Raw genomic sequence first — 18,446 nt, 5'->3', positions numbered from 1 at the left:
TGCCTATAATGCTACACGCCCGGCCGCGCAGGCGACCTCAAACGCGAAGTTGAAGCTGAAACGATACCTTACGCGCCTCGACGGTCGCCTCGACGGTCGCCCCGACGATGCAGCGCAATGCCGGTCCCCCGCGTAAACAGGAGCTTCACGGCCTTCGCCCTTGCCTTGCCGAATGCAGCAGTTGTCCTTACGGCTACAATGCTCTATTGCTGGGGGGCCTCCCCCATGCGCCTATCTTACCAACTAGCCGGACTCGCACGCACGGATAACCCGTCCGCGTCGTCGCGGCGCGAGACCATCGCCGCCGCTCGCGAAAACCGCTGCATCCCACAAAGGAGCATCATATGGTGAACCAGAAATACCATGCCCTGCTGCGCGTTGCCGAAACCGGCAGCTTCACGCAAGCGGCGTACGACCTCGGCTACTCGCAATCGGGCATCAGCGGCATGATATCTTCCCTGGAAAAGGAAATGGGCGTGCAGTTGGTCGTACGCGATTACAGGGAAGCCCACCTGTCAGCCGAAGGCGAGGACCTGCTGCCGTGGATTTCCAACGTTTGCAACGGCGAACGGCAGCTGGCAAGCCGGATAGCCGAGTTGAGGCGCCTGGAGCGCGGCGTGGTGCGCGTCGCCGCGCCCACCAGCGTTTCCACCCATTGGTTTCCCGGCATGGTGAAGGCCTTTGAGCGGAAATGCCCCGGCGTGGAGCTGCATCTGATGTGCATCGACGACGAAGCGGAGCTTGAGCGCGCCTTGTGGCATGGGGATGCCGATTGCGGGTTTTTGGTCGCGCCTGCGAAACGGGCGCTTAAAGCCATCCCCTTGCACAACGACCCGATCATGGTGCTGCTGCCGCCCGACCATGCGCTCGCGCATGCCGACCGAGTCTCCATGCGAACGCTTGCCGAGGAGCCTTTCATCCAGCCGCGAAGCAGATCAATGCAGGAAGCGGAAGCGCTGCTGCGCAACAGCGGGGTGAAGCCGCACGTACGCTTCGCGGTCGACAGCGACTTCAGCGTCATGAACATGGTGAGCAAAGGGCTGGGTTTCAGCATACTGCCCGGATTGCTGCTCGAAGATGCCCTGCTCCCCTTGACCGTGCTCCCGCCGCATCTGGATATGCGGCGGGAGATATCCATAGCCATGCGATCTTCGGACACCGCCTCTGCCGCCACGCGAGCGTTCGTGCAGACCGCGTGCGCCTGGGTGAAACGGCGTTACGACAAGCAGTGAGGGCAAGGGGCGGCCCGGCCGGCCGCGAACCGCCCTTGAGGGCTCGCGGGCGCGGCAACCCGTCGAACGCAAGCTGCCCCGAACAACCGCGGGCCGCAGCCAATCGAACGCAAGCCGCCTTGAAACCGAAACGGGCCCGGCATCTGCCGGGCCCGTAAGCGATATGCGTTCGCGTGAGCGCTATTCAGCTTTCTCGGTGAACAGGCCGGCGAAGGCGTTCAGGTTGTTGCCCCAACGACGCTGGGCACCCTTGGCGAAGCTCAAGGCCTCGGCCAGGCCCTCCAGCGAGATATCGCGGCGCTCGCCCGTAGCGCGGCGCTTGATCTCGACCTTGCCCTCGGCAAGGCCGCGCTTGCCCATGACGATCTGCAGCGGCCAGCCCATCAGGTCGGCCTCGGCGAACTTCACGCCCGCACGCTCCTTGCGGTCGTCGATGACCACTTCCAGGCCCAGGCCCGCCAGCTCCTCGGCCAGCTTCTCGGCAGCAGGCTGCACCAAGTCGTCGCCGGTGGCGAGCGGCAGGATGCACACGTGCGCCGGAGCCACGGACATCGGCCAGATCATGCCGTTCTCGTCGTTATGCTGCTCGATGATGGCGGCCAGGGTGCGGGACACGCCCACGCCGTAGCAGCCCATGATGAACGGCTGCTCCTTGCCGTCCTTGTTCATGAAAGTGGCGTTCATGGCCCGAGAATACTTGTCGCCGAGCTGGAACACCTGCGCGACCTCGATGCCGCGCGCACCCTTGAGCTCCATGCCGCACTTCGGGCAGCAGTCGCCAGGTTTGACGGTGATGATGTCGGCCCACTGGTCGACCTTGAAGTCCTTGCCAAGCTGCGCGCCCACATAGTGGTAGCCGTCCTCGTTGGCGCCGACGACCCACTTCGGAACCGCCTTCAGGCTGTTGGCCGCGATGACGAAAGCGTCCTCGGGCAGGCCGACCGGACCCATGGAGCCCTTGTGCAGGCCGTAAGCTTCCATGTCCTCGTCGGTGAGGATGGTGAAGCCGCCGGCTGCGCGAGCCGCCTTCTCCTCGTTCACCTCATGATCGCCGGGGACGAACAGCACGACGAGCTTGCCCTCGTCGTTCTTGCCGGAAAGCGCCTTCACCGTGGAGGATTCCGGGATGCCCAGGAACTCGGCGAGCTCGGCGATGGTGTGCACGCCGGGCGTGGCCACCTTCTCCATCTCGGGCACATCGTAGACCGTGGGGCGCGCCAGGCCCTCTCCCACCTCGTCGCTTGCGGCATAACCGCAATCGCAGTACACGAGCGCGGACTCGCCGGCCTCGGCAAGCGCATGGAACTCGCAGGTAACCGCGCCGCCGATCTGGCCGGCGTCGGCCTGCACGGGGCGGAACTCAAGGCCGCAGCGGGCGCAGATACGCTCGTAGGCCGCGTACATCCTGTCGTATTCCTCCTGCAGCGACTCCTGCGTATCGTGGAAGCTGTAGCCGTCCTTCATGACGAACTCGCGGCTGCGCAGCAGGCCGAAGCGCGGGCGGATCTCGTCGCGGAACTTCGTCTGGATCTGGTACATGTTCAGCGGCAGCTGCTTGTAAGAGCGCAGTTCGGCGCGCACGAGCGCGGTGATGAGCTCCTCATGGGTGGGGCCGAGGCAGAACTCGTGGTCGTGACGGTCGTTGAGGCGCATGCGCTCGGGGCCGTACGCATCGGCACGGCCGGACTCCTGCCAGAGTTCCTCGGGCTGGAGCATGGGCATGCGGATCTCCTGGGCGCCGCATGCGTCCATCTCCTCGCGCACGATGTTCTCGATCTTGGTCAGCACGCGCTTGCCCAAGGGCAAAAACGTGTAGATGCCGGCAGCGGTCTTGCGGATGAAACCGGCGCGCAGCAGCAGCTTATGGCTGGCGATCTCGGCATCGGTGGGGTCTTCCTTGAGCGTGGGAGCATACAGGGCGCTCATGCGCGTGATGTTGGCGTTGTTCATTTACAGGTCCTTTATCTCTTCCAGTAAAGCGTCGACGATGGCGCCTTCTTCCACTTTTCGAACGGTTTGGCCGTGGCGGAACACCACGCCCACGCCCTTGCCGCAGGCCACGCCGATATCGGCGTCGGCGGCCTCGCCCGGCCCGTTGACAACACAGCCCATGACGGCCACCTTCAACGGCTTGTCCAGACAGGCGATGCGCCGCTCCACCTCCTGCGCCAGCCCGATCAAGTCGACCTGGCACCTTCCGCATGTGGGGCAGCTGATCAGCTCGGGGTTGCGGCGGCGCAGGTCGAGCGCGCCGAGCAGCGTCCAGCAGGCGCGCATTTCCGTGACCGGGTCGTCGGTGAGCGAGATGCGCATGGTGTCGCCGATGCCCTGCTCGAGCAGGATGCCCAGGCCGGAAGCGTTTTTGATGACGCCTTGGAACGTAGTGCCCGCCTCGGTGATGCCGATGTGCAGCGGGATATGCGGGATATCGCGCGCCAGCTGGCGGTACGTGCGCACCGTGGCCATGACGTCGTGGGCCTTCGCGCTGACCACCAGGTCGTGAAAGCCCCGGCCTTCGCAGTATTCCACGTACTGTCGCGCGGAGGCGGCCAGCTTCTCGGGAAGCGAAAGGTCGTCGCGCTCGGCAAGCGCCTGGTCGAGCGAGCCGGCGTTCACGCCGATGCGGATCGGGATGCCCGCCTGCCCGGCGGCATCGAGCACGGCGTCGGTTTTCGCCAAGCCGCCGATGTTGCCTGGATTGATGCGCAGCTTCGCCGCGCCGCGGCGCGCAGCCTCGATGGCGATGGTTGCATCGAAGTGCACGTCGGCCACGACGGGCAAAGGCGACGCCTCGCACACGGCCTGGAACGTGTCAAGGCAGCTGCGGCGCGGGATGGCCATGCGCACGACCTCGCACCCGGCATCCGCCAGTTGCCGTATTTGCGCAAGGTTCGCCTGCGCATCATCGGCCGGGGCGTTGAGCATGGACTGCACCACCACGGGAGCCCCGCCGCCAAGCGCCACGTTGCCCACGTGCACCTGGTGCGTTTTCTGATTGGGACGCATAGCGTCCTGCGGCAACGGGCAGGCCGCGGACCCCGAAGGAGCCGCGGCGCACGCGTTGCCCATGTTCTCGTTAGTTTCCATAGCGGCTATTCTACCAGCGTAGCACCCCTCGTTGGCGAAACGTTTACAAGCAACAGGCGAAGAAAAAGCCGACAAGGGGCGAACCCCCTGCCGGCTTACGCGAAACACGAAACGAGAACGCCGCCCCTATTGCCCGAAGAACGTCCCTGAGATGATGCGTTGCACATCTTGATTGACCATGACCAGGAAAAACATGAGGAACAAGGCCATACCGGCGGCGCTCATGGCGTTCATGGCGCGCATGGAGACCACCTTTTTCGACAGCTTCTGGAACACCTCGATGACGAAACGGCCGCCGTCAAGCGGCGGGATGGGCAGTAGGTTCATAATGCCCAGCGACACCGAGATCATGGCCATGAACTGCATGAACGGCACCAAACCCGCATCGGCGAACTGCTTCGACATCACGGCGATGCCCACGACCGAAGACGAATCGGACACCGTCTGAGCCGCCGTTGCGGGGTTGAACAGGCCCGCAACGGCCTGCACGACCATGCCGATATAGGTGAAGCCCGCCACGATGGCGCGGCCCGGGTCCACCGTCATGTGCGTCACCTCGCCCGATTGCATCCGCACATCGAAGCCGATGACGCTGAACAGCACCACGAACACCAACATGGCGAACAGCAGGTTGACCGCGATGCCGGCCAGCAGGATGACGGAGCGCTTCCAAAACGGCAGGCTGCGGTATTGCTGCCGATATTCGCTCTCGAACAGCGCATGGGAATCCTCTACCGGGCGCGCCTGGCCCTCGGCGTAGCGCTCCGGCGCGGGCTTGCCGGCTTCAAGCGCCGTACGGATCTGCTTCTTGGAGGGAATGACCTCTGCGGCGCGATACGTGTTGTACTCGTCCTTCTTCGTGGGACCCGTGCAGCTTCCCCAATCCACCAGCTCATCGAGCGCCTTGAGCGCATCTTCGTCGGAAATGCCGCAATCGCGCGCGACATCCTCCATGTTCGCCGTGCCCCGACGGTACAGCGCCGCCAGCACCGGCTCCAGATGCGGGCTCATCTCGCCCGGCTCCATGCCGCAAACGCGTGCATAGCCGCCCAGCAAAATGGGCGTGACACCGAACTTCGTGCCCCATTTCTTGAAGCCGATGTTCGGGCCCGGCATGCCCAGCATGAACTCGGTGACGCGCACGCCGAAGGCGCGCGACGCCAGATAGTGGCCGCCTTCGTGGATGACCACCAAGATGCCCAGCACGATGGTGCAATACAAGATCATGAGGATGACGTTCAAAAACCGGCTCCTTGCCTTAGTTTGCGGACGAGACGAAGCGGGGCTTCGCTTGATGGCCCCGCGCGATGGAATCCGTCTCATTATAAAAAGAGGTTCCGCCCCGTTACCGAAGCGGAACCATAACCACACGATGCACGCGATTGCCGACACGAGAAAGCCGCCCCGTCTTGCTCCCAGCCCACGAGCAAAATCGGCTTTAAACCGCACGTCTTTTGGCAAGGATGATCTTCTGGGCGGTTTTGGAGGAGAAACGCCTATTGTGCTTGTTCCCGACCTGGGCTTTTATCAGGCAAACACGAAATCACCGCTCCAAAACCGCCCAGCAGTCAGGGGGTGGCGGGCATTTCAGGCACGAAAAGCTACAATATCGCCCAGAACTCTGGGGGTTATTGCACCACCATCCAGAACTCCGGGGCGTAGCGCCTGAAGATACACCGCTAGCGCACCGACTTGCGGGCGGTTTCGCGGGCCCATGCGTCAAGGGCCTGCAGCTGCTCGAGGCTTTCCACTTTCTGCACGCCCTCGCGCTCGTGCGCGTCCATGACGGCCTCCACGCACTCGGCGATGCCCAGGTAGCTGCCCTGTTCCGCCAAAAACGCTGCCACGGCCACCTCGTTGGCAGCGTTCATGACGCACGGCAGGGTTCCGCCCGCGCCGCCCGCATGACGGGCAAGCTCCAAGCAGCGGAACGTATCGGTGTCGGCCGGAGCGAACTCCAGGCTTCCCAGCTTGGTGAAATCCAAAGGCTCGACGGGCGCCTCCCAACGCTGCGGGTAGCTAAGCGCAAACTGGATGGGGATACGCATATCGGTGGTGCCCAGATGAGCCTTCACGCTGCCATCAGTGAACTCCACCATGGAGTGGATGGCGCTTTGCGGTTGGACCACCACGCTGATCTTGTCGTAGGGCATGTTGAACAGATGATGCGCCTCGATGACCTCCAGGCCCTTGTTCATAAGCGTGGAGGAGTCGATGGAGATCTTCGCCCCCATGTTCCAAGTAGGATGATTCAGCGCCTGAGCAGGCGTGATGCCCTCAAGATCGGCACGCTTCCTGCCGCGGAACGGGCCGCCGGAAGCCGTCACCCATAAGCGGGAGACCTCTCGCTCGGACTCGCCGAGCAGGCATTGGTAAATGGCGCCGTGCTCGGAGTCGATGGGCATGAGGGCGCCGGCCGGACCCACCGCAGGGGCCGTGCCCGCCGCGCGACGCTGCGCATCGACCTGCGCCGCCAGCGGCATGATCAAATCGCCGCCCACCACCAAGCTCTCCTTGTTCGCCAGCGCAAGGACCTTGCCCGCGCGCAACGTTTCATAGCTTGCGCGCAAGCCGGCGGCGCCCACCAGCGCGTTGACGACCACATCCGCCTCGGGCAGGCGCGCCAGATCGACCACGGCATCCATGCCGAAGCCCCATACACCCTGGGCACCGGCCTGTTCGCGCACCTCGGACGCGATGGCCTGGTCGGCGAAGCGCTCATCGCCCACGGCGAGGTTGCGCACGTTATGGGCGCGCGCCTGTTCGAGCATATCGTCTACGCGCGAGTTCACCGCCAAGCCGACGATCTCCAACTCGTCGGAATGCTGCCGAACCACGTCGACCGTTTGCGTCCCGATAGAGCCCGTGGACCCGAGAACAACGATGCGTTTCATGAAAGCCTCCGAATCATTTGCGAAAACAACTCGAGCCAACGCCGCAAGAACGTTGGCTCGTCCAATTTACCAGCTAAAGGGGATGCACCCGCCTGCCACCAGCAGGATAGCGGAGGCGACCGCCACCAAAAACAGGCTGTCGCAACGGTCGAGCAGGCCGCCATGGCCCGGCAGCAGCTTGCCGGAATCCTTGAAGCCCACGTTGCGCTTGATGCGGCTTTCAGCCAGATCGCCGAGCACGCCGCACAGGCCGCTAATCACGCCGAACACCATTGCCATGGGAATACCCAGATTCAGCCCCGGAATAAGCGTGAACAAACACCAGAACAGGGCCGATCCTACCAAACCCGCGAAAAAGCCTTCCCAACTTTTCTTCGGCGACACGCGCGGCGCCAGCTTGTGCTTGCCGAACTTGCTGCCGATCAGGTATGCGAAGGAGTCGTTGGCCCACACGCTGAAGAAGATACCGAGCACCAGCACGCCGCCCCACGGGTGCGGCAGCGCCTGGCGAACCACCACCAGACCGGAAAGCAGCATGCCGCAATATGCCGCCCCGAAGAAGCTGACGCCCACATCGGGGATGCGGGCACGCATCCAGAACACGTACCACACGATAAGCGCCAGCAGCAGCACAAGGCTGACCATGAGCGCACCCGACAACCCGAAGAAATGCACGCTGAGCGGATAGAGCGCCGCCGCCACGATGCCGAGCATCTCGTTGGGCAGCTTCGCGTCGGCGCGCAGCATGTAGTAGAACTCCCCGGCGCAAACCGCGGCGGTGGCGGACAGCAAGGCCAGCGTGGTCCATTCGCTCGCAAGGATGCACAACACGGAGACGGTAACGTAGATGAACCCCGTGCGGAAGCGAACCTGCAGGTCGGAAGCGTTCTTGAACTTCTGCGGCGTTTTCCGGTACGCGAAATCCTTCAAGCGCTCGCCGCGCGAGCGCTCATCCGCGCGCTGCTGCTCGCCGCCTTGCGGGTTCCCGGACATTTATTTCACCGCCCCGAAACGCCTATCTCGGGATTGGAACTCCAACAAGCAGCGCAAAAACTCGTAGCGGTTGAAATCGGGCCAGAGCACGTCGGTGGCGACGAACTCGGAATAGGCGACCTGCCACAGCAGGTAGTTCGACAGGCGCATCTCGCCAGATGTGCGGATAACCACCTCGGGATCGGGGATATCGGCCGTGTACAGCCCCTGGGCGAACTCGGCCTCCGTCAGCGGCGCCGTCGGGTCGCCGCCCTCGGCCGCCGTTGCCAGCGCACGGCGCACGCACGCCTCGGCGGCGTGCAAAATCTCCTGCCGCGAGCCGTAGTTCACCGCAACGACCAAGGTCATGCCCGTGTTGTCGCGCGTTTTCAGCCATGCCTCCTCGAAGGCCTCGCGCGTTTCAGCGGGCAGGGCCGAAAGGTCGCCGATGGTGCGCACGCGCACGTTCTCCTCGTGCAGGCCATCGACCTCCGCCAGCATGGTCTTGGCGAACAGGTCCATCAGGCCCACGACCTCTTCCTGAGGCCGCTTCCAGTTCTCCGTGGAGAACGAATAGATGGTCAGATAGCGAACGCCCAGGTCGGAGGCGCATCGAATGGTCTCGCGCACCGCCTCGATGCCGGCCTTGTGGCCCTTCAGGCGATTCAGCGCGCGCTTCTTCGCCCAACGGCCGTTGCCGTCCATGATGACGGCGACATGCTCGGGGATCGCCTGCGGGTCAAGGGCGGCAGGGTCCAGGCCCTTGGGCGGATTCGGGAATATGTAATCAAGCGTCTTGTTCATGGGCAGCCTCTTACATAAGGGAAAAGCCAACCGGCGGGAAAACCGCCGGCTGGCACTAGGGAAACGCTCATAAGAGCCGGATGGAGCAACCTGGTTGCGAACCAGGGTTGCAAGGAAATCGGAGTGCGCCAGGCGAAAGCAGGGGCCGCTCCCCCACCGTCGACCCGGGCGCGCAGACAGGCGCAGCCGACCGCACCCGCGCAAACCATGAGCACGCGATGCGCCGGGGCGCCCGCAGCTCCAAGAAACGGATTCGCCGACAGGCGAACGCCGCTTCTAGATCTCCATGACCTCGGCTTCCTTCTTCTTGAACACCGCGTCGACTTCGGCGACGTACTTGTCGGTGAGCTTCTGGATCTCGGCCTCGGCGCGACGCTGCTCGTCCTCGGGAAGGTTGTCTTCCTTGACGGACTTGGCGACGTGGTTGTTGCCATCGCGGCGGGCGTTGCGGATGGCCACGCGGGCCTCCTCGGCGTACTCCTTGCACTGCTTCACCAGCTCGCGGCGGCGATCCTCGGTGAGCGCGGGGAACGGCAGGCGGATGACCGAGCCGTCGTTGTTCGGCGTGACGCCCAGGTCGCTTTCCATGATGGCGTGCTCGATGGCGCCCAGGACGCCCTTGTCCCAAGGCTCGATGACCAGCATGTGCGCGTCGGGCGTTTTCACGCCCGCCATCTGGTTGATGGGCGTGGGGACGCCGTAGTAGTCGACCTTGATGCGGTCGAGCACCATGGCGTTGGCGCGGCCCGTGCGAACGGTCCCGAAGGCGTTGTGCAGGCCGTTGACGGCGCGCTGCATCTTCTCCTCGGTTTCAAGCATGATCTCGTCGATCATTTCGGTTCCTTTCCCTTTTGCGCCCGCCCTCCCCGGGCGACGCGGAAGACGTTACTCTACGGTGGTGCCCACGTCCTCGCCCTTCAGCGCACGGGCGATGTTGCCCTGCACCGTCAGGTCGAACACGATCATGGGGACCTTGTTGTCCATGCACAGGCTGGTGGCCGTGGAGTCCATGACGTTGAGCCCCTGCGAGAGAACCTCCATGTAGCTGATGCGGTCGTAGCGCTTCGCATCGGGGTTCTTCACGGGGTCGGAATCGTAGACGCCGTCGACCTTCGTGGCCTTCATGAGCACGTCGACGTCCAGCTCGCAGGCGCGCAGCGCCGCGGTGGTGTCGGTGGTGAAGTAGGGGTTGCCCGTGCCGGCGGCCAGGATGACCACGCGGCCCTTCTCCATGTGGCGGATGGCACGGCGACGGATGTAGGGCTCGGACACTTCCTGCATGTTGATAGCGCTTTGCACGCGGCTGAAGATGCCGTGGCGCTCGAAGGCGTCCTGCAGCGCCAGCGCGTTCATGACGGTGGCCAGCATGCCGATGTAGTCCGCCTGCGCGCGGTCCATGCCATCGGTTGCGCCGGAGACGCCGCGGAAGATGTTGCCGCCGCCCACCACGATGGCAAGCTGCACGCCGTCATGCACCACGTCGGCGATCTCGTCGGCCAGGGAATCGACCACCTTCGGATCGATGCCGTAGCCAAGGTCGCCTGCCAGCGCCTCGCCGGACAACTTCAGCAGCACGCGCTTGTATCGGTATTCCTCGGCCATATGCAACCTCCCGGTTAAATCGTAAAGCGTTTTAAGCTTCCCTATCTTACCCGAAAACGGAAACGGCCGCCCATCGGGGCGGCCGTTTCCAGGCTTTTCACGCAAAGGACAGACGAGCAGCTAGGCCTTCTCGATACCGTCGGCGTTGATGACCGCGGCGGGATCGTTGTACATATCGCGATCGAGGCCGCCGGTGAAGTTGGACGACGTGACGCCTGCCACCATGGAGTCGCTGACGTTGAGAGCGGTACGGCCCATGTCGATGAGCGGCTCGACGGAGGCCATCAGGCCCACGATCTCGATGGGCAGGCCCATGGTGCCCAGCACGATGAGGCTGGCGAAGGTGGCGCCGCCGCCCACGCCGGCAACGCCGAACGAGCTGATGACGATGACGGCGATCAGGCCGATGACCCACGTGGGGTCGAACACGTTGATGCCGACGGTAGGAGCGATGAGCGTTGCCATCATGGCCGGGTAGATGCCCGCGCAGCCGTTCTGGCCGATGGACATGCCGAAGCTTGCCGCGAAATTCGCCGTCGCCGGATCGACGCCGAGCGCCTTGGACTGCGTCTCGATGTTCATGGGAAGGGCGCCGGCGCTGGTGCGCGACACGAACGCGAACGACAGCACGGGGAAGGCCTTCTTAAGGTACATCACGGGGTTGACGCGGTTGCCGGCCAGGATGAGCAGGTGCACCAGGAACATGGCGATGATGGCCACATAGCTGAAGATAATGAACTTGCCCAAGTCGAGGATGGCGGCGTAGTCGCTGGTAGCCGTGACGTTGGCGATAAGGGCGAGCACGCCGTAGGGGGTAAGGCCCACGACCATTTTCACGACGCACATGACGATGCCGTACAGGCTGTCGATGAGGCTGCTGAAGAACTGCGCCTGCTCGGAATCGCGGTCGCGCAGCTTCAGGTAGGCCAGGCCCACGATGGCGGAGAAGATGACCACGGCGATGGTGGACGTGGAGCGCGTGCCGGCAAGGTCGGCGAACACGTTGACGGGGATCATGGACAGGATGGTCTGCGGGATGGTGGTATCGGCGACCTTGTCCTGACGCGTCTGCAGGGCGTCCAGCTTGGTTGCGTCGACGCTGCCCTGCGTGAAGTCTGCCCCGGCCAGGCCCGACAGGGCAATGGTCGCCCAGCCGAACAGCGCCGCGATGGCCACCGTGATCAAAAGGACGGCAAGCACCGATCCGCCGATCTTGCCCAAGTTGTCAACGGCCTTCGTGCGCGTGAACGCGCCGACGATGGCCACGAACACGAGCGGCATGACCAGCATGCGCAAAAGGTCGATGTAGCCGGTTCCCACCAGCGACATCCAGTCAAGCGCGGTGGTGGCGGCTTCGCTGCCGCGGCCCAGCGCCAACTGGATGCCCGCGCCCAGCACGATACCCAGCCCCAAGGCCGTGAACACGCGGAACGTGAAGCTTTTATCCTTCGCCTTCAGATAACGCAGCACCGCGATGAGCGCCGCGAAGATGACCAGCACGGCGAGCACCGGCCCCAATACGTCGAACGACATGTCTCTCGTCTCCCTTTTCCGTTTCGAAGCGATGCGACGGGCGGGCGAGCCACCGGGAAACGCACCCGGGAGCACTCGCCCGCCCGTCGCAGCTCCTGCTTACAGCGTGTCGTTAATTATGCGCCTACTTTACCTAGTAGTGCAATGGGCTTACTACGATATTTTCAGGCAGCCGGCTATCGGTCAAACCGCATGCGGAGCGACCCGTCCAATGGAAGGCAGCGGATTCGCCTGCCCGCTCATGAATGGTAACCGGCCACGACGGGTGCAAATGTCCGAAAAAATGGGAACGGCCCCAAAACAGGGGCCGTTCCCGCGGGAAAAGGGAAAAGGAAAGGAAAAGGGGCTTTCGGCCCCACGCGAGGTGCGCGGATCGCTCGTCTCGCGTGGGGCCGCTCGGCGTTTAATCGAGCGGCCCGTAAAGACCGCAGCTGCTAGGCCGCATCGTTCTTGCTGGAAGACCCGCTGTTGTTCAGCAGGCGCTTGAGCATCTCGCTGGAGCTGCTGCTGGAGTTCTGCTGCGTGGATGCGGATTGGGATGACTCATCGGAGCCAAGCGTGACCTCGATTTGCTTCGTCTCCCCATCTCGGTTGACCTCCAGCGTGACCTTGTCACCGGGGTTCTTCGAACGCACATCGAGCATAAGGTCGCTTGCGGAGCTGACGGAGTTGCCATCGAACTTCGTGACGATGTCGCCTTCCTCAAGACCGGCCTCGGCAGCCCCGGAGCCGCTGTTGACAGCGGAGATGTAGGCGCCGCTATCGACCTTCAGGCCATAGCGCTTCGCGTTCTGGGAGTTGACCGTGGAAAGGGACACGCCCAGCTGCGCATGCGTGGGGGTTTTGCCCTCGATGATCTGCTGCGCGATGTTGACCGCGTAGTTCACCGGGATGGCGAATCCGACGCCCGAGTAGTTGCCGGAATACGAGGTGATCAGCGTGTTGATGCCGATGAGCTTGCCGTTTGAATCCACCAGAGCGCCGCCGGAGTTGCCCGGGTTGATGGCCGCATCGGTCTGGATCATGTTCGGGTAAATGGTGTAGCCGCCGGACTGGGACGACGACCCGCCGTAACCGTACCCATAGCCGTCGCTGCCACCGCCGCTTTCGGAGTTGCTCATGATCTGCGAACGGCTGGTGGCCGACACGATGCCGGTTGCCACGGACTGCTCGAGGCCGAACGGGCTGCCGATGGACATGACCCACTCGCCGATGGTCAGGTTGTCGGAATCGCCGATCTCGACGGGGGTCAGGCCGCTTGCATTGCGCAGCTTGATGACGGCGATGTCGCTGGACTCGTCGGTGCCCACCACGTCGGCGTCGTACTCCTCACCGCCCACGGTGACCTTCAAGGCATCGGCACCCGCAACCACGTGGTTGTTCGTGACGATGTAGCCGTCTTCCGAAAGCACCACGCCGCTGCCCAGGGAGCTTTCGGTAAGCGTTCCGGAGCTTGACGTGCTGCGGCCGAACATGTCGGTGGAGGCTTGCGCCGTGTACACGTCGATGGCTGCCACCGAGGGCAGGCACTTCTGCGCCACGGCCTCGGGCAGCGTGTCATCGGTTGACTGGGCCTGGATCTCGGTGTTCGTGGACGCACCGAGCGTAACGCTGCCGCCCGAAGGGGTCCCCGTCACATTCTGATACACGGTGAAGCCGCCGAACGCGATGACGCAGGCAAGCGCCGCACCGGCGAACGCGGTGCCGAACGTGCGGCCGGAAGAGGTTTTGCGAGGATTTTGAGCATCGACCACCGGCTGCGTATAGGAGTGCTGATAGCCGGGCTGCTGGTAACCCTGCGCGGGCGGGATCGGCTGCCCAGGCTGCCGACCGGGCTGGCCGTAGCCGTTTTGGTTGTTGAACTGATCGGTCATGGCGTGCTCCTTGCTATCGGAGGCGCAGGGCCCTTATCGCCCTGCGTTTTGTTTGACAGGGCAACCTTACCACGCCGCGGCCCTCCTCGGCGGCGCTCGCACCGTTTCGTCACCCGCACGTCACTGAATTACATCCCCTGGTGTACGGTTTGCGGACCGCAAAACACCGAAGCGTCGACGTGCGCACGCGGCATTCCGAACCTTGCGCTATTCTATCCAGCAAGAATCGATATGCCCAGACGCGGACGGCGAAGCGCCCGGGCGCGCCGCCAGCGGCCTGCCCGACAAGACGGCGAAGCGAAGAAGGAGACGCGAACCCCGTGATGCAATTGGTAAAGGATATGGCCTTCCTGGTAAATCACCTGATGGACGAACGGGGCGCGGGGAATAAGCGCGTTGAACCGCAAGAGGACCCGCGCTGGTTCATGGAGCAATGGGAGCAGTTCCGCGCGCTGGTGAACACGCGCGAGCCGAAGCCCGCTTCGCCGGAGTTTCTGAAGGTGCAGGACCGCGTGCTCCAGCTCATGGTTGCCGAACCGGGCATCACCGAAGCCGACGAGCTTGCGCGCACCGCCTCCGACCCGCGCCTGAGCATCTGGCGCGGAGACATCACGGCTCTGCGATGCGACGCCATCGTCAACGCGGCGAACAGCGCGCTTCTGGGCTGCTGGATTCCCGGGCACCTGTGCATCGACAACGCCATCCACACCTTCGCCGGCGTGCAACTGCGCTTGAAATGCGCGCAGATCATGCAAGAGCAAGGCTACGAGGAGCCGGTCGGCCGCGCGAAGGTCACGGCCGCCTATAACCTCCCCTCGCATAACATCATCCACACGGTCGGCCCCATGACGAAAGGAAAACCGACGCTTGAACAGCGCAAACAACTGACGCAGTGCTATATCAGCTGCCTGGATGCGGCATGTGCGGCGAAGGCGAAGTCGGTGGCGTTCTGCTGCATCTCCACCGGCGTGTTCGGATTTCCGCAGCAGGAAGGCGCGCAGATCGCCGTGCAAGCGGTGAAGGCGTGGCTGAACTCTCGCGCCGCCGACGAGCCCGGCGCCGACATGCACGTCATCTTCGACGTATACACCGAGCAGGACGAGAACTTCTACCGCGCGATCCTCGGCGAAGACGAGAAGCCCGAGAGCGACACGGAGGAGTAGGCCCTCCGCTATCGCCTTACCGCGCCCCGCGAAGCGACAGGCCTATAGCAGCACGCTCAACGCAACAGCCGCCGCCGCGATCGCAACTGCCACGGCAAGCGCCGCGAAGTCGATGCATGCGAACGGGTACTCCTTGAAGCCGCTTTCCCGGGTCCGCAAATCGAAGCCTCGCACCTCGGCGGCAATGGCGGCGCTGTTGGTTTTGCGCACCGACGACACCAGCAGCGGAACGCACAGCGGCATCATCAGGCGGACCTTCTTCAAGACGCCGCCGTCGAATTCCACGCCGCGCGCGGTCTGCGCCTCCATGATGCCCGCCATATCGTTCATGAACACGGGGATGAAATGCACGGTGGACATGAACGTGAACGCATACTTATACGGTACGTGCAGCACCTTGACCAGCGCATTCGCCATATCGGTGAGCTTGGTCACGTAGAACACCAGAAACAGCGGCACCGCGCAGGCGACCAGCCGCACCACGATGAGCACGGCCGCGGCCACGCTCCCCGTGCCGATGTAGCCCCACGGCAGCTGCGCCAGCACATCGCCTTGCGGCGTGAACAGCAGCGCGATCAACGCCAAAACCAGCGAGAACAACGCCACGGCCTTCGCCAGGCCCAGCGTTTGCGAAACCATCTTGCATTGCACGGCGAGCACCGCATCAAGCACGATCACCAACGCCAGCAGCACAAGGTTGCTGGTGGCGAAGCAGGCGATCACCAGCAGAAACGCCGCCGCCAGTTTCGCAACCGGGTTCATGCGGTGCAGCAGGCTGTCGCCCGGCACGTATTCCAGGAAGCCCTTCATCGCGCACCCGTCCTTTCGCAAGCGCCCGCTGCAGAGGCAAGCGCATCGGTCATCTCGTCAAGCGTATCCGCCAGCGCCGCCGGCGATGACGCCACCACGGCGCCGTCCTTGACCAAACGCAGCGACACGTCCACCATCTGCGGCGGCAGCAGATGCGTGCGCGCCAGCACGTCGCGGTCGCGCAGCACGGCGAACGTTTCGCCGTCGGCAACCACCTGACCTGCGGTCATGGCGATCACCCGCTTAGCGTAGTCGGCCACCACCTCCATGTCGTGGCACACCATGATCACCGTGGTGCCGCGAGCGTTCAGCTCGGCGATGACGTCCATCACCTTGGCGCACTCGCGGAAATCAAGGCCGGTGGTCGGCTCGTCGAGCACCACCACGGGCGGCTCCATCACGATGATCGACGCCAGCGCCAACAGTTGGCGCGTGCCGCGGTTGAGCAGAAACGGCTCGGCGTCGCCGTCGAAGCCGAACCGCTCTATCATCGCATCCACCTTCGCCTCGGCCTCGGCGTCGGCGCGCCCTTGCGCGCGGAAACCGAACAGCAGCTCCTCGCGCACGGTGGAGCAGCAGATCTGGCGATCGGGGTTTTGGAACAGGAAGCCCACCTTCGCGGCAAGTTGGCTGGTGCGCAGCTGCGTGGTGGGCACGCCATCGATGAGGACCTGGCCCGACGAAGGCTTCAACAGGCCGTTAATCAAGCGCATCGTGGTTGATTTGCCCGCACCGTTCGTGCCCACGAACGCGACGAAATCGCCATCGGGGATGCGGAAGCTCACATCGCGCAGGATGGGCAGCTCGCCATCGTACGATGCGCTCACGTTCTCGAACTCGATCATGCCGAAGCCCCTTCTCCGCTTAAAACCCGCTTGCACACCTTTACGGCCTCGTCCACGTTGCGCGCCGCCGGCGCATCCACCAGGCCCCGTGCACGCAACCGGTTCACCAAGCTAGTGGAGCGCGGGCAGTTCACGCCGATCTCCAACAGCTCGTCGGAATGCTCGAGCACCTCGGCGGGCGTTCCCTGGAAGCGAACCTTGCCGCCGTCCACGATAAGCAGCATGTCGGCGAAATCGGACAGCAGCGCGATCTTCTGCTCCACCACGATGACCGTGGTGCCGTTTTCCCGGGCATATCGCGCCAGCAGCTCGAACACCGCCAGCGACGATGCCGGGTCCAGCTCGGCCGTCGGCTCATCGAGCACCAGCACGCGCGGCTTCAGCGCGATGACCGACGCCACCGCCACCTTCTGCTTCTGGCCGCCGGAAAGCTCGGCGATACCGCGATGGCGCAGATCGGAGATTCCCATGGCCTCCAGCGCCTCGGCGATACGGCCTTCCACCTGGTCCTTCGGCACGCCGAAGTTCTCAAGGCCGTACAGCACCTCGTCCTCGACCACCGACGACACCATCTGCGAGTCGATGTCCTGGCACACGCTGCCGACCAGGCGGCTGATGTCGGTCAAGGATGCCTCGCACGTGTCCATCCCGTCGATGATCACGCTGCCGTAGAAATCACCGGGATAGCAGTGCGGGATGATGCCGTTGAACGCATACGTGAGCGTGGACTTTCCACTGCCCGCGGCGCCGGTGACTCCCACGAACGAGCCGTCAGGGATGGCAAGGTCGATGCCGCGCAGGATAGGCTCGGCCCCCTCCCGATAGCGAAACGACAATTGCGAGATCTCGATCATGGGATGCTCCTTCCTGATGATGGGCTCTCAGGCGATGACCAGGCCGTTATCGCTTCAAGACAGCTCGCAGGACCGGGGTGAGGATGGCCGCCAGCACGGCGTTCATGGTTGCCGTGCCGAGCACCATCACGGCATATACGCCGAACACGGCCAACGGCTCAAGATGCGCAACGGCGACGCCCACGATCATGGCGAACGTGTAACCGGAGACGATGGTGGACAGGAACGTGGTGATCACGGGAGCAACGACGTCCTGGAAACCCTTATTGTCGGCGGCTACCTTCGCAAGGGCAGTAACCAGCAAACCGCACGCCAAAGCTCCCAGCATCTCGGAAGCAATGTTCACCAGCGGCGTGGCGTTCAGCATGGGAAGCTGGCTGACCAGGCCCACCAACAGGCCGATCACCACGGATTGATACACTTTCGGTCGCGTAAGGATGATTGCCAGGCAGTACATGGCGATCATGAAATTGGGCTTCATGCCCGCAAAGCTGAGGAAGCTGGAAACGGTCAGCTTAAGGACGGCGCCGGCTGCAATGAGCACGGCCACCAGGATAAGATCTTGTACGGACAAGCCCTCCTTCTTCGCGGAGGTTGCCACCGTACGCTTCTGGGCTGTAACGTTCTGAGTCATGATCCTCATTCCTTTCTTGGCGGGGTTTCCGCCGGTCATCGCCCGTCCCCGGGCTTTCGGTCTGCCGGCAACGAACGCGAATGAGGAATCATCGGCTTACAGGTTTCAAGCAAAGGCCGGTTTGCGGCTATGGCGACTCACC

The 18,446-nt window shown here is 63.7% G+C and carries 16 protein-coding genes; 2 read left to right on the top strand and 14 right to left on the bottom strand.

Annotated features, from left to right (window positions below):
- Nucleotides 1-344 precede the first annotated feature (344 nt).
- Nucleotides 345-1,232: a LysR family transcriptional regulator gene (locus Q0G75_RS04690; protein ID WP_294415680.1), complete on the top strand. Its 888-nt coding sequence runs from the start codon at nucleotides 345-347 to the stop codon at nucleotides 1,230-1,232.
- A gap of 180 nt (nucleotides 1,233-1,412) precedes the next feature.
- On the opposite strand, the gene Q0G75_RS04685 is transcribed toward Q0G75_RS04690, so the two are convergent.
- The 10 genes from Q0G75_RS04685 to Q0G75_RS04640 form a co-directional block, all read right to left on the bottom strand.
- Complete coding sequence (locus Q0G75_RS04685; protein WP_294415682.1) at nucleotides 1,413-3,182, bottom strand: proline--tRNA ligase; 1,770 nt, start codon at nucleotides 3,180-3,182, stop codon at nucleotides 1,413-1,415.
- Complete coding sequence (ispG, locus tag Q0G75_RS04680; RefSeq protein ID WP_294415724.1) at nucleotides 3,183-4,238, bottom strand: flavodoxin-dependent (E)-4-hydroxy-3-methylbut-2-enyl-diphosphate synthase; 1,056 nt, start codon at nucleotides 4,236-4,238, stop codon at nucleotides 3,183-3,185.
- Between the two features lie 207 nt (nucleotides 4,239-4,445).
- The gene (locus Q0G75_RS04675) at nucleotides 4,446-5,561 is read right to left on the bottom strand and encodes a site-2 protease family protein (protein ID WP_294415684.1); all 1,116 of its coding nucleotides are present in this window, start codon (nucleotides 5,559-5,561) and stop codon (nucleotides 4,446-4,448) included.
- 437 nt (nucleotides 5,562-5,998) lie between these two features.
- Nucleotides 5,999-7,213, bottom strand: a complete 1,215-nt coding sequence (gene dxr, locus Q0G75_RS04670) for a 1-deoxy-D-xylulose-5-phosphate reductoisomerase (RefSeq protein ID WP_294415686.1) — start codon at nucleotides 7,211-7,213, stop codon at nucleotides 5,999-6,001.
- A 66-nt stretch (nucleotides 7,214-7,279) separates the two neighbouring features.
- The gene (locus Q0G75_RS04665) at nucleotides 7,280-8,206 is read right to left on the bottom strand and encodes a phosphatidate cytidylyltransferase (protein ID WP_294415688.1); all 927 of its coding nucleotides are present in this window, start codon (nucleotides 8,204-8,206) and stop codon (nucleotides 7,280-7,282) included.
- Nucleotides 8,207-8,989: an isoprenyl transferase gene (locus tag Q0G75_RS04660; protein ID WP_294415689.1), complete on the bottom strand. Its 783-nt coding sequence runs from the start codon at nucleotides 8,987-8,989 to the stop codon at nucleotides 8,207-8,209.
- Between the two features lie 276 nt (nucleotides 8,990-9,265).
- Nucleotides 9,266-9,823: a ribosome recycling factor gene (gene frr, locus Q0G75_RS04655; protein WP_365368461.1), complete on the bottom strand. Its 558-nt coding sequence runs from the start codon at nucleotides 9,821-9,823 to the stop codon at nucleotides 9,266-9,268.
- Between the two features lie 51 nt (nucleotides 9,824-9,874).
- Nucleotides 9,875-10,591, bottom strand: a complete 717-nt coding sequence (gene pyrH / locus Q0G75_RS04650) for a UMP kinase (protein WP_042436881.1) — start codon at nucleotides 10,589-10,591, stop codon at nucleotides 9,875-9,877.
- Between the two features lie 120 nt (nucleotides 10,592-10,711).
- A complete protein-coding gene (locus Q0G75_RS04645; RefSeq protein WP_294415691.1) occupies nucleotides 10,712-12,124 on the bottom strand; it encodes a cation:dicarboxylase symporter family transporter in 1,413 nt (470 codons plus the stop codon).
- Between the two features lie 434 nt (nucleotides 12,125-12,558).
- Nucleotides 12,559-13,998 carry a trypsin-like peptidase domain-containing protein gene (locus tag Q0G75_RS04640; RefSeq protein ID WP_294415693.1) on the bottom strand — a complete coding sequence of 480 codons (1,440 nt, stop codon included), beginning with the start codon at nucleotides 13,996-13,998 and terminating at the stop codon, nucleotides 12,559-12,561.
- Between the two features lie 323 nt (nucleotides 13,999-14,321).
- Between Q0G75_RS04640 and Q0G75_RS04635 the strand changes: the two genes are divergently transcribed.
- Nucleotides 14,322-15,161: a protein-ADP-ribose hydrolase gene (locus Q0G75_RS04635; RefSeq protein WP_294415726.1), complete on the top strand. Its 840-nt coding sequence runs from the start codon at nucleotides 14,322-14,324 to the stop codon at nucleotides 15,159-15,161.
- A gap of 42 nt (nucleotides 15,162-15,203) precedes the next feature.
- On the opposite strand, the gene Q0G75_RS04630 is transcribed toward Q0G75_RS04635, so the two are convergent.
- The 4 genes from Q0G75_RS04630 to Q0G75_RS04615 are packed head-to-tail and all read right to left on the bottom strand — an operon-like array spanning nucleotide 15,204 to nucleotide 18,304.
- Nucleotides 15,204-15,971, bottom strand: a complete 768-nt coding sequence (locus tag Q0G75_RS04630; protein WP_294415695.1) for an energy-coupling factor transporter transmembrane protein EcfT — start codon at nucleotides 15,969-15,971, stop codon at nucleotides 15,204-15,206.
- Nucleotides 15,968-16,816, bottom strand: coding sequence for an ABC transporter ATP-binding protein (locus Q0G75_RS04625; RefSeq protein WP_294415696.1), 849 nt, complete (start codon nucleotides 16,814-16,816; stop codon nucleotides 15,968-15,970). Before Q0G75_RS04625 ends, Q0G75_RS04630 begins: the two co-directional genes overlap by 4 nt.
- Nucleotides 16,813-17,670: an ATP-binding cassette domain-containing protein gene (locus tag Q0G75_RS04620; protein WP_294415697.1), complete on the bottom strand. Its 858-nt coding sequence runs from the start codon at nucleotides 17,668-17,670 to the stop codon at nucleotides 16,813-16,815. The genes Q0G75_RS04625 and Q0G75_RS04620 overlap by 4 nt, the downstream gene beginning before the upstream one ends.
- Before the next feature lie 46 nt (nucleotides 17,671-17,716).
- On the bottom strand, nucleotides 17,717-18,304 hold the full coding sequence (locus Q0G75_RS04615; protein ID WP_294415698.1) for a tryptophan transporter: 588 nt from the start codon (nucleotides 18,302-18,304) through the stop codon (nucleotides 17,717-17,719).
- Nucleotides 18,305-18,446: the final 142 nt, after the last annotated feature.

This window comes from uncultured Senegalimassilia sp., assembly GCF_934636665.1.
Taxonomy (GTDB): Bacteria; Actinomycetota; Coriobacteriia; order Coriobacteriales; family Eggerthellaceae; genus Senegalimassilia.
This window is presented reverse-complemented; position numbering and strand designations above follow the sequence as displayed.